Source organism: Bacillus sp. 007/AIA-02/001, assembly GCF_004634455.1.
Classification (GTDB): Bacteria; Bacillota; Bacilli; order Bacillales; family Bacillaceae_G; genus Bacillus_A; species Bacillus_A cereus.
The window spans coordinates 873878-888447 of sequence record NZ_SEIY01000001.1; the positions used below are offsets into that span (position 1 = coordinate 873878).

Genomic DNA, 14570 nt, shown 5'->3' on the forward strand with positions numbered 1-14570 from the left:
CATTTATAACGACGGAGAATAGGAGGAAGGCCTTTCGTGTTTTTAAAAAGATTAGAAATAGCAGGGTTTAAGTCTTTTGCTGAGCGTGTATCTGTTGATTTTGTCCCAGGTGTAACTTCTGTAGTAGGACCTAATGGAAGCGGGAAAAGTAATATTACTGATGCAATTCGCTGGGTACTTGGTGAACAATCTGCAAAATCATTACGTGGTGCAAAGATGGAGGATATTATTTTTGCAGGCAGTGATACGAGGAGAGCGGTTAATGTTGCTGAAGTAACAATAACTTTAAATAATGAAGATCAACGTTTACCAATTGAATACAATGAGGTGTGTGTAACACGTCGTGTATCTCGTTCAGGTGATAGTGATTTTTATATTAATAAACAATCATGTAGATTGAAAGATATTATCGATTTATTTATGGACTCTGGTATGGGAAGAGAAGCTTTTTCAATTATTAGCCAGGGGAAAGTGGAAGAGATTTTAAGTAGTAAGTCAGAAGAGCGTCGAGGTGTATTTGAAGAAGCGGCAGGCGTACTAAAATACAAACTTCGCAAAAAGAAAGCTGAAGGGAAACTAGCAGAAACACAAGAAAACTTAAATCGTGTACAAGATATAATTCATGAATTAAGTAGTCAAGTAGAACCTTTAGAAAGACAAGCTTCTATTGCGAAAGATTATCTTGAGAATAAAGAAGAATTAGAGAAAGTAGAAGCTGCGCTTATTGTTCATGAAATTGAAGAATTGCATGAGAAATGGGAAGCGCTTCGAAATCAGTTTGGGCATAATAAAAACGAAGAAGCTAAAATGTCAACGAATTTACAAAAAAGTGAAGAAGAGCTTGAGGAATTACGAGGACAATTACAAGCGGTAGACGAGTCTGTAGACTCGTTGCAAGAAGTACTTCTTCTTTCTAGTAAAGAGCTAGAAAAACTAGAAGGGCAGCGTGAGTTGTTAAAAGAAAGAAAGCAAAATGCTACGACGCATTGTGCGCAACTTGAGCAGTTAATTGTTGAATTAACTGAGAAAGCTAAAAGTTACGATGGTGAGATTGAGTCAAGTACAGAATCTTTAATGCAATTTGTGAATGAAGTAAAAGAGTTGGAGCAAAAATTGCATGATAATGAGCAACTGCTTGCTACTTTTGCTGACAATTTAGAGGAACAGATTGAGAATTTAAAAGGTGACTATATTGAGCTTTTAAATCAACAAGCTAGTCATCGTAATGAATTATCTATGATTGAAGAACAATCGAAACAGCAAACGTCTAAAAACGAGCGTCTAGATGAAGAGAATGCGAAATATGTAGAAATGCGTATGGAAATTACAGCGAAAAAGACGAAACTTGTAGAAAGTTACGAACAAGCGAAAGAAAAAGTAGCTGGCATTCTCTCAAATATACAGAAGACAGAGGCGGCGCTTGGGAAATGTAAGACGCAGTATAGTGAAAATGAAACAAAACTGTATCAAGCATATCAATTTGTGCAACAGGCACGTTCTCGAAAAGAAATGCTTGAAGAGATGCAAGAAGATTATTCTGGATTCTATCAAGGTGTACGTGAAGTATTGAAAGCTAGAGAAAATAGGTTGCAAGGTATCGAGGGTGCTGTTGCGGAACTGTTAACGGTACCGAAAGAATACGAAGTTGCAATGGAAATCGCTCTAGGTGCAGCGATGCAGCATATTGTTGTACAAACAGAGGAACATGCTCGTAATGCGATTGCATTTCTAAAGCAAAATAAACATGGACGTGCAACGTTTTTACCGCAAGCTGTTATTAAAAGCAGATCGTTATCATTTGAGCAATTACGCATTGCAAATCAACACCCATCGTTTGTAGGTGTGGCGGCAGAACTTGTGCAGTACAACAATAAATATGAAAATGTAGTTTCAAATTTATTAGGTACTGTTATTGTTGCGAAAGATTTACGTGGAGCAAATGAGTTGGCGAAACAACTGCAATACCGTTATCGCATTGTAACAATCGAAGGTGACGTAGTGAATCCTGGCGGTTCTATGACTGGTGGGGCGGTAAAGCAAGCGAAATCTTCTTTATTAGGACGCCAACGTGAACTGGAAGAGTGGACTCGCAAGTTAACTGATATGGAAGAAAAAACAACGAAGTTAGAAAACTTTGTTAAAGCAGTAAAACAAGAGATTCAAGAAAAAGAAGTGAAAATACGCGAACTAAGGCAAACTGTAGAAGCAGATCGTGTAGATGAGCAGAAATTAAGAGAAGAGATTAATCGTTTAGAATTAGAAGAACATCGTATTAATGATCGGTTGTCTATTTATGATTTAGAGATTGAAGGGTTTTTACAAGATCGAGTAAAAATGCAAGGGCGTAAAGAGGAGTTAGAAGGGGTTTTAACGAATCTTCAAGCTGAAATCACTAAGTTAGATAGTAAAATTGTAGCTTTAACAAAACAAAAAAGTGAGCAACATTCTTCGAAAGAAAAAGTTCAAAAAGAAATGACTGAGTTAAAAGTGCTGGCAGCTGAAAAGCAACAACGCTTATCTAATCAAAAAGAAAAAGTTGAACGATTGACGAAGGAAAAAGAAGAAACGGATGCGACACTTGTAAAAACGAAAGAGGATTTAGCGTTCTTAAAACAAGAAATGACATCTAATTCAAGTGGTGAAGAGCAAATTACGAATATGATTGAGAAGAAAGCATATGATCGTAATCAAACTTCAGAATTAATTCGCTCTCGTCGTGAACAACGTGTATCGTTGCAAGAGAGAGTAGAACATTTAGAGCGCGATTTGAAAGAAACGACAGGTAAACATAAATATGTTCTTGAAATGTTGAAAGATCAAGAAGTGAGAATAAATCGACTGGATGTAGAGTTGGAAAATAGATTACAACATTTACGTGAAACATATACGATTTCATTTGAAGCGGCAAAACTAAAATATACAATGACAATGCCTGCAGAAGATGCGCGTAAGAAAGTAAAATTAATCAAATTATCCATAGAAGAGTTAGGTACAGTGAACCTAGGGGCAATTGATGAATATGAACGTGTAGCGGAGCGTCATACATTCTTACTAGAGCAGAGAGACGACTTAGAAGAAGCGAAAGCGACATTGCACCAGCTTATTACCGAAATGGATGAAGAAATGAAAAAACGCTTTTCTACTACGTTTGAAGGCATTAGAATGGAGTTTCAATCGGTATTCTCTGAATTATTTGGAGGCGGTAGAGCGGATTTAGTAATGACTAATCCAGAGGATTTACTAAATACGGGTATTGATATTGTAGCACAACCGCCAGGGAAGAAACTGCAGAACTTAGGTTTACTTTCAGGTGGAGAGCGTGCTTTAACAGCAATTGCGCTTTTATTTGGTATTTTAAAAGTACGCCCAGTACCGTTCTGTGTACTAGATGAGGTAGAGGCAGCCCTTGATGAGGCGAATGTAGCTCGTTTTGCACAGTATTTAAAGAAATTCAGTGATGAGACGCAGTTTATTGTAATTACACATAGAAAAGGTACAATGGAAGAGTCTGATGTGTTGTACGGTGTAACAATGCAAGAATCGGGGGTATCTAAACTTGTTTCGGTTCGTTTAGACGCCGGAGAAGAACTTATTGCAAGTGAATAGGAAGGATGGGAAAGTATGAGTTTTTTTAAAAAACTAAAAGAAAAAATTTCAAAACAAACGGATACAGTTACAGAGAAATTTAAACAAGGATTAGAAAAAACGAGAAATTCATTTGCGGATAAAGTGAATGATTTAGTGTATCGTTACCGTAAAGTGGACGAAGATTTCTTCGAAGAGTTAGAAGAAATTTTAATCGGTGCAGACGTTGGCGTTGCGACGGTAATGGAATTAATTGACCAATTGAAAGAAGAAGTACAACGTCGTAACATTCAAGATCCAAAAGAAGTACAAGCTGTTATTTCAGAAAAACTAGTAGGAATTTACAAAGGTGACAGCGATTTTAGTAACGAAATTAATATGCAAGAGGACCAATTAACGGTCGTTTTATTTGTTGGTGTTAATGGTGTAGGAAAAACGACGACAATTGGTAAACTGGCGCATAAGTTTAAATCAGAAGGTAAGTCAGTCCTATTGGCGGCAGGAGACACATTCCGTGCTGGAGCGATTGAACAATTAGAAGTATGGGGCGATCGCGTTGGTGTAGAAGTGATTAAACAAGGATCTGGATCTGATCCAGCGGCGGTTATGTATGACGCTGTACAAGCAGCGAAAGCACGTAAGGTAGATGTATTACTATGTGACACAGCAGGACGCTTGCAAAATAAAGTGAACTTAATGAAAGAGTTAGAGAAGGTGAAGCGTGTAATTGAGCGTGAAGTACCAGGTGCTCCTCATGAAGTATTGCTTGTTATTGATGCAACAACAGGACAAAACGGTTTAAGCCAAGCGAAAACATTCCGTGAAGCAACGAATGTAACTGGTATTGTTTTAACGAAGTTAGATGGAACTGCTAAAGGTGGTATTGTATTAGCGATTCGTAACGAAATGGATGTACCGGTGAAGTTTGTTGGATTAGGAGAGCAAATGGATGACTTGCAGCAGTTTGATCCAGAACAATATGTGTATGGTTTATTTGCGAACTTAGTAGAAACAGAAGAAGTATAAGCGAAAGAAGCGGTATTTCCGCTTCTTTTTCTATAAAAAATATATGATGTTAAGAAAAAAACTTGACACTCTTTTGGACTACATGTAAACTAATTCATGTAAAGGGAAATCACTTAACAAAGGATGATCCAACATGCTCGAAAAAACAACGAGAATGAACTATTTATTTGATTTTTATCAATCGTTGTTAACGCAAAAACAAAGAAGTTATATGTCGCTTTATTATCTAGATGATTTATCTCTTGGTGAAATTGCGGAAGAATTTGATGTAAGTCGCCAAGCCGTGTATGATAACATTAAACGGACTGAAGCGATGCTTGAAGAATATGAAGAAAAATTAGTATTACTTCAAAAGTTTCAAGAGCGACAGCGACTTGTTGCAAAGCTAAAACAGCTAATCAGCGAAGAAGAGCATGTGAATGAAGAAATGAAACAAGTTGTTGAAGCTATCGAAAAATTAGATTAGGAGGGCGGCAATATGGCATTTGAAGGATTAGCCGACCGACTTCAACAGACAATGCAAAAAATCCGCGGCAAAGGAAAAGTTTCTGAAGCCGATGTGAAAGAAATGATGAGAGAAGTTCGTCTAGCTCTTTTAGAAGCGGATGTTAACTTTAAAGTAGTAAAAGATTTTGTGAAGCGTGTGTCTGAACGTGCTGTCGGACAAGATGTAATGAAAAGTTTGACACCTGGACAACAAGTAATTAAAGTTGTACAGGAAGAACTTACAGAACTTATGGGCGGAGAGCAAAGCAAAATTGCTGTTGCTAATAAGCCACCGACTGTTATTATGATGGTTGGTCTGCAAGGTGCGGGTAAAACAACGACGACAGGTAAGCTTGCGAATTTGCTTCGTAAAAAGCATAATCGTAAACCGATGCTTGTTGCAGCGGATATTTACCGTCCAGCAGCGATTAAACAGCTTGAAACATTAGGGAAGCAATTGGACATGCCTGTATTTTCTTTAGGAGATCAAGTAAGTCCTGTTGAAATTGCGAAACAAGCGATTGCAAAAGCAAAAGAAGATCATCACGATTATGTTTTAATCGATACAGCGGGTCGCCTGCATATTGATGAAGAATTAATGGATGAATTAGCGAAAGTGAAAGAAGTTGCGAAACCGGATGAAATTTTCCTTGTTGTCGATGCGATGACGGGGCAAGACGCGGTAAATGTTGCACAAAGTTTCCATGAACAGTTAGGTTTAACAGGTGTTGTATTAACGAAATTAGATGGTGATACGCGCGGTGGTGCTGCATTATCTATTAAGGCTGTAACAAACACGCCGATTAAATTTGCTGGTATGGGTGAAAAACTAGATGCAATTGAAGCGTTCCATCCAGAGCGTATGGCATCCCGTATTTTAGGGATGGGCGATGTCTTAACGTTAATTGAAAAAGCGCAAGCTACAGTTGATGAAGAGAAAGCAAAAGAACTTGAGCAAAAAATGCGTACGCTTTCGTTTACGCTTGACGATTTCCTAGAACAACTTGGACAAGTGCGCCAACTTGGGCCGCTTGATGAATTGTTAGGAATGCTTCCTGGTGCAAATAAAATTAAAGGGCTGAAAAATGCGCAAGTTGATGAAAAACAAATTGGGCATATTGAGGCAATTATTCGTTCTATGACTAAATTAGAACGAGAACAACCGGAAATAATCAATGCTAGTCGCAAAAAGCGCATTGCCAAAGGTAGCGGTACAACTGTACAAGAAATCAATCGTCTAATTAAGCAATTCGATGACATGAAAAAAATGATGAAGACGATGACGGGAATGCAAAAAGGTAAGAAAAAAGGACTAGGTGGATTGAAGTTTCCATTCATGTAAGGAAAAAAAGATGGCTCTGTTAAGAAAAAATACTTTACAAAGCAATAGTCTTTTTGCTAATATAATTATCTGTGTGAAATAAATTCGGAGGTGCTTTATAAATGGCAGTTAAAATTCGTTTAAAACGTATGGGAGCTAAAAAAACTCCTTTCTATCGTGTAGTTGTTGCAGATTCTCGTTCTCCTCGTGACGGACGTTTCATTGAGGAAATCGGAACTTACAATCCAGTTGCTCAACCAGCTGAAGTTAAGATCAACGAAGAAGCAGCATTAAAATGGTTAGGAAATGGTGCTAAACCATCTGATACAGTTCGTAACTTATTCTCTAACCAAGGTATCATGGAGAAATTCCACTTATCTAAACAAGGTAAGTAATTGAGGCAATGACTATGAAGAAGTTAGTCGAGACGATTGTCAAGCCTCTTGTCGATTATCCTGAAGATGTAAAAGTTACACAGGAACTTTGCAACGGAGAGATAAAGTATCGATTAACTGTACATCCTGAGGATGTTGGAAAAGTCATTGGAAAGCAAGGGAGAGTTGCGAAAGCGATTCGAATGCTCTTGTATTCAGTGGGACATCATAATGATGAAAAAGTAACACTGGAAATTCAATAAACGTAAAAAGGGCGAGGAGTTATTCCTCTCCCTTTTTTAACATTTAAATAGAGATTGCATGTTCCATCTGCGAAATGGAGATGCTTAATTTATATAGAAACCAGGGGTGACATACTATTTATGACAAAATGGTTTAACGTAGGGAAAATTGTAAATACTCATGGCGTAAGAGGAGAAATCCGTGTTATTTCTCGTACTGATTTTCCAGAAGAGCGATATAAAGTAGGAAACACGCTATACATATCGAATGAGAAAGGCACAGACTATCTTCCGGTGAAGGTAACTTCTCATCGCCAACATAAGACATTCGATTTATTAACATTTGAAGGATATAACAATGTAGATGAAGTAGAGAAGTTTAAAGGTTCTTTAATAAAAGTACCAGAAGAGCAGTTAGGCGAACTTGCTGAAGGTGAATACTACTATCATGAAATTATTGGTTGCAGTGTTGTAACGGAAGAAGGAGAAGCGCTAGGGACAATCAAAGAGATTCTATCTCCTGGTGCAAATGATGTTTGGGTAATTAAACGCCCGAAGGGTCAAGATCTCTTAATTCCTTATATCGATGATGTTGTACTTCAAGTTAATATTGAAAATAAATTAGTAACCATTCATGTAATGGAAGGGCTGCTATAATGAAAATTGATATTTTAACGTTGTTCCCAGACATGTTTACCGGTGTATTTGGATCTTCTATATTAAAGAAGGCGCAAGAAAAAGAAGCGGTAAACCTTCGTGTTGTTAACTTTCGTGATTATACAACAAGTAAGCATAATAGCGTAGACGATTATCCTTACGGCGGAGGAGCTGGTATGGTGCTTACTCCTCAGCCTATTTTTGATGCTGTAGAGGATTTGACGAAAGAGACAGAGCGTAAGCCGAGAGTTGTCTTAATGTGTCCGCAGGGCGAAAGATTTACGCAGAAGAAAGCGGAAGAGCTTGCAGGGGAAGAACATTTAATCTTCGTATGTGGGCATTATGAAGGATATGACGAACGAATTCGTGAGCATCTCGTAACGGATGAGATTTCTATTGGTGACTATGTATTAACGGGTGGAGAATTAGCCTCTATGGTTATTACTGATAGTGTGGTACGTCTCTTGCCAGGTGTGCTAGGAAATCATGCTTCACAAGTAGAGGATTCGTTTAGTACAGGTTTATTAGAGCATCCTCATTATACACGTCCAGCTGATTTTCGTGGTATGAAGGTACCGGATGTATTAATGTCAGGGAATCATAAAAACATTGATGAATGGCGACATAAGGAATCTTTGCGCCGAACGTATACGCGTAGACCTGATTTATTAGATGAGAGAGAGCTATCTAAACAAGAGAAAAAATGGCTTGAGGAAATAAAGCGAGAGCAGTAATAACTTCATATATTTGCTATTGCAACAGGCCTAGTAATATGCTATTATAACATTTGTGCTACTGAAATCAGTAGCCGTATTAACGATGTTCCGCTGTAATTTATTAAGACTTTATAAGAGCATCTGTTTAAAGGAGAGAATTTAATATGCAACAATTAATCGCAGAAATTACAAAAGGCCAATTAAAAACTGACCTTCCTTCATTCCGTCCTGGTGACACTTTACGTGTACACGTAAAAGTTGTTGAGGGAACTCGTGAAAGAATTCAGCTTTTCGAAGGTGTTGTAATTAAACGTCGTGGTGGCGGAATCAGTGAAACATTCACAGTTCGTAAGATTTCTTACGGTGTAGGTGTTGAGCGTACATTCCCAGTTCACACGCCAAGAATCGCGAAAATCGAAGTACTTCGCCGTGGTAAAGTACGTCGTGCTAAGTTATACTACTTACGTAACCTTCGCGGTAAAAAAGCACGTATTAAAGAAATTCGATAAGACATGTATGGGAGCTTGTAAATGCACAAGCTCCCTTTTTCCAATCTATATGAAATTTTGGTATAATACGAGCAGTTTACATAACCGTGGAGGGGAAATGCATGAAAAAAGAGAAGAGTTCACTTTGGGAATGGATTAAAGCAATTTTGATTGCTGTTGTATTAGCTGGTGTTATTAGACAGTTTTTCTTTGCGCCAATTCTCGTAGACGGGGTATCGATGGCACCTACTTTACATGATCGTGATCGAATGATTGTGAATAAAATTGGTTATCACATTGGAGATCCAAAACGCTTTGATATTATCGTATTTCGAGCAACAGAAGATAAAGATTACATTAAGCGCATTATAGGCCTGCCAGGCGATGAAATAGAGTATCGTAATGATAAACTGTATATTAACGGAAAGGCTTATGAGGAGCCGTATTTAGACAAGCAGAAAAAGCAAATTGCTGACGGACCGCTTACATATGATTTTAATCTTGAAGAAATGACAGGCAAGAAAACCGTTCCAAAAGATCAATTATTTGTTTTAGGTGATAATCGTCGTTTTAGTAAAGATAGCCGTTCAATCGGTACGATTTCAATGGATCAAGTAATTGGTAAAGCTAATATGTTATATTGGCCGTTAGAAGACGCACGTATTGTGAAATAAATGAAAAAGAAGGTGGCAACATGGTAATTCAATGGTTTCCAGGGCATATGGCGAAGGCTAGACGCCAAGTAACGGAGAAATTAAAATTAATTGATGTTGTAATTGAACTTGTAGATGCTCGATTACCATTATCATCTCGAAACCCAATGATTGATGAAATCATTACACATAAGCCAAGGCTTGTTGTTTTAAATAAAGCGGATATGGCAGATGATCGTTTAACAAAACAATGGATCGCATATTTTAAAGAAAAAGGCCATATGGCAATTTCAATTAACGCGCAAGCTGGACAAGGTATGAAGGAAATTGCAGCAGCTTGTAAAGTGCTTGTTAAAGAAAAATTTGATAAAATGGTTGCAAAAGGTATTAGACCGAGAGCGATTCGTGCATTAATTGTAGGTATACCAAATGTTGGTAAATCTACATTGATTAATAAATTGGCAAAGAAAAATATTGCTAAAACAGGAGATCGTCCAGGTGTGACAACAGCTCAACAATGGATTAAAGTTGGGAAGGAAATGGAATTGTTAGATACACCAGGTATTCTGTGGCCTAAATTTGAAGATCAATTAGTGGGTCTTCGCTTAGCGACAACGGGTGCAATTAAAGATTCAATTTTAAATTTACAAGATGTAGCTGTTTACGCATTACGTTTTATGGAGAAACATTATCCAGAACGCTTGAAAGAACGCTATAATTTAAATGAGATTCCAGAAGATATTGTGGAATTATTCGATGCAATTGGAAAAAATAGAGGCTGCTTAATGGGCGGCGGAATGATTGATTATGATAAGACATCTGAGCTTGTGCTTCGTGAGCTTCGTGGTGGCAAACTTGGAAAAATGACGTTTGAAACACCGGAAGAGTTTGCAGAGCAAGTAGAAGATGTGGAAAAAATAGAAGAAGTATAAGACGTGCGTTTGTGCGTCTTTTCTTTTTGGATATGTTTAAAAAGGAGCTTGTATAAATGCAAACTATAACGATAAAAGAAGCAGAAAATGTATTGAAAGAAATTATGAATGAAGAAGATGATCGCTTTCAACTGTTAATGAAAGATGATCGAAAAGGTGTTCAAAAGCTCGTTTTGAAGTGGTATAAACAAAAAGAGTTAGAACAGAAAGAAAAAGAGAAGTTTTTTGAAATGTCCAAGTATGAAAATGCTTTGCGTGAAAAAGGGGTCACATATATCGCGGGTATTGATGAAGTAGGGCGCGGGCCATTGGCTGGGCCTGTTGTGACGGCAGCTGTCGTTCTTCCTGAGGATTTTTATATTCCAGGGTTAAATGATTCGAAAAAGTTGAGTGAAGCGAAACGTGAGCGTTTTTATGATGAAATAAAAGTACAAGCAATTGCAATTGGAGTAGGAATTGTATCGCCGCAAGTTATTGATGACATTAATATTTACCAAGCAACGAAACAAGCGATGTTAGATGCAGTTGCGAATTTATCTTGTACACCCCAACATTTATTAATTGATGCGATGAAACTTCCTACACCAATTCCGCAAACATCAATTATTAAAGGTGATGCGAAAAGTGTTTCGATTTCAGCCGCATCCATTATCGCAAAAGTAACGAGAGATCGTATGATGAAAGAACTGGGAGAGAAGTATCCTCAATATGGATTTGAGCAACATATGGGATATGGCACAAAGCAACATTTAGAGGCAATTCAAGTGCATGGAGTATTAGATGAACACCGAAAGTCATTCGCGCCAATTAAAGATATGATTCAAAAATAAGCTGTAAATATACAGCTTATTTTTTTATTTTGGCATATAAACATTACTATTTCCGAAAAAGAATAAAGCGATTTCAGTTTTCTGACACTTTATTGTAGACAGCGTGCCAATCATCTTATACAATGGCAATGTAATGTTTTTTAAACATTAAAAAACTTTTCGAGTAAAACAGGAAAACAGGGGAGGATGGGACCATGAATATCCATGAGTACCAAGGTAAGGCAGTCCTTAGAAGCTATGGGGTTAGCGTTCCGAACGGGAAGGTTGCATTTACAGTAGAAGAAGCTGTAGAAGCGGCGAAAGAATTAGGAACAGATGTATGTGTAGTGAAAGCACAAATTCACGCTGGTGGACGCGGCAAAGCTGGCGGAGTAAAAGTTGCAAAAAATTTAGAAGAAGTTCGTACATATGCAGAAAGCATTTTAGGAACTACACTTGTGACACATCAAACAGGTCCTGAAGGTAAGGAAGTAAAACGCTTACTTATCGAAGAAGGTTGCGATATTAAAAAAGAATATTATGTAGGTCTAGTTTTAGATCGTGCAACTTCTCAAGTTGTTTTAATGGCGTCTGAAGAAGGCGGAACAGAAATTGAAGAAGTAGCAGAAAAAACACCTGAAAAAATCTTTAAAGAATATATTGATCCAGCAGTAGGCTTACAAGGTTTCCAAGCGCGCCGAATCGCATTTAACATCAATATTCCAAAAGAGCTTGTAGGACAAGCTGTGAAGTTTATGATGGGCTTATACCGTGCGTTTATCGAAAAAGATTGCTCTATCGCTGAGATTAACCCACTTGTTACAACAGGTGAAGGTAAAGTTATGGCATTAGATGCAAAATTAAACTTTGATTCTAATGCATTATATCGCCATAAAGACATTTTAGAGCTTCGTGATCTTGATGAAGAGGATTCAAAAGAAATTGAAGCTTCAAAATACGACTTAAACTACATTCCTTTAGATGGAAATATCGGTTGTATGGTTAATGGTGCAGGTTTAGCGATGGCTACAATGGATATCATTAAACATTACCACGGTGACCCAGCTAACTTCTTAGATGTTGGTGGCGGTGCAACTGCAGAAAAAGTTACAGAAGCATTCAAAATTATCCTTTCTGACAAAAATGTAAAAGGTATCTTTGTTAACATTTTTGGTGGCATTATGAAGTGTGATGTTATTGCAGAAGGTGTTATTGAAGCAACGAAACAAGTAGGTCTTGAGTTACCTTTAGTTGTACGTCTTGAAGGTACAAACGTAGAACTAGGTAAGAAAATTTTAAATGAGTCTGGCTTAAATATTGTTGCAGCAGAATCTATGGCAGACGGTGCACAAAAAATTGTTTCACTAGTGGGCTAATAGAAAGCGGGGGAGAAAAATGAGCGTATTAGTTAATAAAGATACAAAAGTTATTGTTCAAGGTATTACAGGTTCTCAAGGTTTATTCCATACAAAACAAATGATTGAATACGGTACGAAAATTGTCGGTGGTGTAACACCAGGTAAGGGCGGCACTGATATTGAAGGTGTACCAGTATTTGATACAGTAGAAGATGCAGTGAAAGCAACAGGCGCAAACGCTTCAGTTGTATACGTTCCACCCGCTTTTGCGGCAGATGCAATTATGGAAGCTGTTGATGCAGAAATTGATTTAGTAGTATGTATTACTGAAGGGATTCCTGTATTAGATATGGTAAACGTAAAGAGATATATGGCGGGTAAACATACACGTTTACTTGGACCAAACTGCCCAGGTGTAATCACACCGGATGAATGTAAGATTGGTATTATGCCAGGATATATTCATAAAAAAGGTCATGTTGGTATCGTATCTCGCTCTGGTACATTAACGTATGAAGCTGTACATCAGTTAACACAAGAAGGTATTGGCCAATCTACTGCTGTAGGTATCGGCGGAGACCCTGTTAACGGTACAGACTTTATTGATGCTTTAAAAGCATTTAATGAAGATGAAGAAACACATGCTGTAATTATGATTGGTGAAATCGGCGGTACAGCAGAAGAAGAGGCAGCTGAATGGGTAAAAGCTAATATGACAAAACCTGTTGTAGGCTTCATTGGTGGTCAAACAGCGCCTGCTGGCAAACGTATGGGCCATGCTGGTGCAATCATTTCTGGCGGTAAAGGAACTGCTGCTGAAAAGATTAAAACAATGGAAGCTTGTGGCATTAAAGTAGCTGAAACTCCAGCAGTTATGGGAGAAACGCTAATCTCTGTTTTAAAAGAAAAAGGTTTATTTGAGACTTGTAAAAACTATTAATCTGTTGAAAGACACCTTCTTACTTGAGGGTGTCTTTTTAGACTTTTTCTGTTTACATAATAAAAATTATGGGTAAGGAGAATCGAGATGAAAAGAGAGAGATTATTACATCTTCATTACTTGCTAGCAGATTATTGGAAAGCGATGGAGAGGCTACTATATGTCGATCCAGAATTAGAGAACATATATAATTTTAACGAAAAACAAATGGAACACTACACTGGAATATCCTCGAAAAAATCTTCAGAACTAGTAAAATTTCTTCAAAGTTCAAATCTTCCGCAATATATATCTTATTTAGAGAAAAATCGTATTTTTTATATAACGATATGGGATGAAAATTATCCGCAATTATTACGTGAAATACAAGACCCTCCCTTCGTTTTATATGGAAAAGGAGAGAAAGATTTCCTGAATAAAGTAAATAAATTAGCAGTTGTTGGAACGAGAGAACCATCATTATATGGTCATGAGAGTTTGAAGTTTATTTTACACCCTTTATTAGAAAGAGAGTGGCTTATTGTCAGTGGGTTTGCAAAAGGGATAGATATAATGTCTCATGAGATTACAGTAAGGCATCATTGCCCGACTATTGCGATATTAGGGCATGGATTGTCTTTTATGTATCCGAAAGAAAATAGACCTTTATATGAAATGTGGAAGGAATATATATTGTTATTGACAGAGTATCCGCCGCACTATGCACCGAAAAAATGGTATTTTCCAAAAAGAAACCGGATTATTAGTGGTATAAGTAAAGGTGTTTTAGTTGTAGAAGCGAAATCGAGAAGTGGAACACTTATTACTGCGGACCTTGCGTTAGAGCAAAGTAGAGAGGTATTTGCGCTTCCTGGACCTATATTTATAGAGGGGGCATCGGGAACGAATCATCTTATTCAGCAAGGAGCAAAACTAGTAAGAAATGCAGAAGATATCTTGGAAGAGATTTTAAATTAACCTTATATTTTTATGTTTTTATTAAA

15 protein-coding genes are annotated in these 14570 nt (G+C 37.4%); all 15 read left to right on the forward strand.

The window, feature by feature from the left end:
- Positions 1–36 precede the first annotated feature (36 nt).
- A complete protein-coding gene (smc, locus tag ES895_RS04750; protein WP_135238176.1) occupies positions 37–3606 on the forward strand; it encodes a chromosome segregation protein SMC in 3570 nt (1189 codons plus the stop codon).
- 15 nt (positions 3607–3621) lie between these two features.
- The gene (ftsY, locus tag ES895_RS04755; protein WP_000007655.1) at positions 3622–4611 is read left to right on the forward strand and encodes a signal recognition particle-docking protein FtsY; all 990 of its coding nucleotides are present in this window, start codon (positions 3622–3624) and stop codon (positions 4609–4611) included.
- 133 nt (positions 4612–4744) lie between these two features.
- A complete protein-coding gene (locus ES895_RS04760; protein WP_000891062.1) occupies positions 4745–5077 on the forward strand; it encodes a putative DNA-binding protein in 333 nt (110 codons plus the stop codon).
- A gap of 12 nt (positions 5078–5089) precedes the next feature.
- A complete protein-coding gene (ffh, locus tag ES895_RS04765) occupies positions 5090–6439 on the forward strand; it encodes a signal recognition particle protein (protein WP_000863460.1) in 1350 nt (449 codons plus the stop codon).
- A 101-nt stretch (positions 6440–6540) separates the two neighbouring features.
- Positions 6541–6813, forward strand: coding sequence for a 30S ribosomal protein S16 (gene rpsP / locus ES895_RS04770; protein ID WP_000268750.1), 273 nt, complete (start codon positions 6541–6543; stop codon positions 6811–6813).
- A 14-nt stretch (positions 6814–6827) separates the two neighbouring features.
- Positions 6828–7055, forward strand: a complete 228-nt coding sequence (locus tag ES895_RS04775; protein ID WP_000737401.1) for a KH domain-containing protein — start codon at positions 6828–6830, stop codon at positions 7053–7055.
- Positions 7056–7175: 120 nt separating this feature from the next.
- Positions 7176–7691, forward strand: coding sequence for a ribosome maturation factor RimM (gene rimM, locus ES895_RS04780; RefSeq protein ID WP_000170278.1), 516 nt, complete (start codon positions 7176–7178; stop codon positions 7689–7691).
- Positions 7691–8425: a tRNA (guanosine(37)-N1)-methyltransferase TrmD gene (trmD, locus tag ES895_RS04785; protein ID WP_000686903.1), complete on the forward strand. Its 735-nt coding sequence runs from the start codon at positions 7691–7693 to the stop codon at positions 8423–8425. Before rimM ends, trmD begins: the two co-directional genes overlap by 1 nt.
- A 146-nt stretch (positions 8426–8571) precedes the next feature.
- Entirely contained in the window at positions 8572–8916 is a 345-nt protein-coding gene (rplS, locus tag ES895_RS04790) for a 50S ribosomal protein L19 (protein WP_001186516.1), read from the forward strand.
- A gap of 101 nt (positions 8917–9017) precedes the next feature.
- Positions 9018–9569 (forward strand): signal peptidase I, encoded by a 552-nt coding sequence (gene lepB, locus ES895_RS04795; protein WP_000711851.1) that lies wholly within the window; start codon positions 9018–9020, stop codon positions 9567–9569.
- Positions 9570–9589: 20 nt separating this feature from the next.
- Complete coding sequence (gene ylqF, locus ES895_RS04800; protein WP_000236702.1) at positions 9590–10480, forward strand: ribosome biogenesis GTPase YlqF; 891 nt, start codon at positions 9590–9592, stop codon at positions 10478–10480.
- Between the two features lie 56 nt (positions 10481–10536).
- On the forward strand, positions 10537–11310 hold the full coding sequence (locus ES895_RS04805) for a ribonuclease HII (protein ID WP_001193513.1): 774 nt from the start codon (positions 10537–10539) through the stop codon (positions 11308–11310).
- A gap of 194 nt (positions 11311–11504) precedes the next feature.
- Positions 11505–12665: an ADP-forming succinate--CoA ligase subunit beta gene (sucC, locus tag ES895_RS04810; protein WP_097796326.1), complete on the forward strand. Its 1161-nt coding sequence runs from the start codon at positions 11505–11507 to the stop codon at positions 12663–12665.
- A gap of 19 nt (positions 12666–12684) precedes the next feature.
- The gene (gene sucD / locus ES895_RS04815; protein ID WP_000115178.1) at positions 12685–13587 is read left to right on the forward strand and encodes a succinate--CoA ligase subunit alpha; all 903 of its coding nucleotides are present in this window, start codon (positions 12685–12687) and stop codon (positions 13585–13587) included.
- Between the two features lie 87 nt (positions 13588–13674).
- Positions 13675–14544, forward strand: a complete 870-nt coding sequence (gene dprA, locus ES895_RS04820; RefSeq protein ID WP_098682839.1) for a DNA-processing protein DprA — start codon at positions 13675–13677, stop codon at positions 14542–14544.
- Positions 14545–14570 lie beyond the last annotated feature (26 nt).

Excerpts from the sequence above, each read along its gene's own strand:
- trmD (WP_000686903.1), top strand. The coding sequence starts at position 7,691 with ATGAAAATTGATATTTTAACGTTGTTCCCAGACATGTTTACCGGTGTA.
- sucD (WP_000115178.1), top strand. The coding sequence starts at position 12,685 with ATGAGCGTATTAGTTAATAAAGATACAAAAGTTATTGTTCAAGGTATT.
- ftsY (WP_000007655.1), top strand. The coding sequence starts at position 3,622 with ATGAGTTTTTTTAAAAAACTAAAAGAAAAAATTTCAAAACAAACGGAT.
- sucC (WP_097796326.1), top strand. The coding sequence starts at position 11,505 with ATGAATATCCATGAGTACCAAGGTAAGGCAGTCCTTAGAAGCTATGGG.
- rplS (WP_001186516.1), top strand. The coding sequence starts at position 8,572 with ATGCAACAATTAATCGCAGAAATTACAAAAGGCCAATTAAAAACTGAC.
- ES895_RS04760 (WP_000891062.1), top strand. The coding sequence starts at position 4,745 with ATGCTCGAAAAAACAACGAGAATGAACTATTTATTTGATTTTTATCAA.
- dprA (WP_098682839.1), top strand. The coding sequence starts at position 13,675 with ATGAAAAGAGAGAGATTATTACATCTTCATTACTTGCTAGCAGATTAT.
- ylqF (WP_000236702.1), top strand. The coding sequence starts at position 9,590 with ATGGTAATTCAATGGTTTCCAGGGCATATGGCGAAGGCTAGACGCCAA.
- lepB (WP_000711851.1), top strand. The coding sequence starts at position 9,018 with ATGAAAAAAGAGAAGAGTTCACTTTGGGAATGGATTAAAGCAATTTTG.
- ES895_RS04805 (WP_001193513.1), top strand. The coding sequence starts at position 10,537 with ATGCAAACTATAACGATAAAAGAAGCAGAAAATGTATTGAAAGAAATT.
- ES895_RS04775 (WP_000737401.1), top strand. The coding sequence starts at position 6,828 with ATGAAGAAGTTAGTCGAGACGATTGTCAAGCCTCTTGTCGATTATCCT.
- ffh (WP_000863460.1), top strand. The coding sequence starts at position 5,090 with ATGGCATTTGAAGGATTAGCCGACCGACTTCAACAGACAATGCAAAAA.
- rpsP (WP_000268750.1), top strand. The coding sequence starts at position 6,541 with ATGGCAGTTAAAATTCGTTTAAAACGTATGGGAGCTAAAAAAACTCCT.
- rimM (WP_000170278.1), top strand. The coding sequence starts at position 7,176 with ATGACAAAATGGTTTAACGTAGGGAAAATTGTAAATACTCATGGCGTA.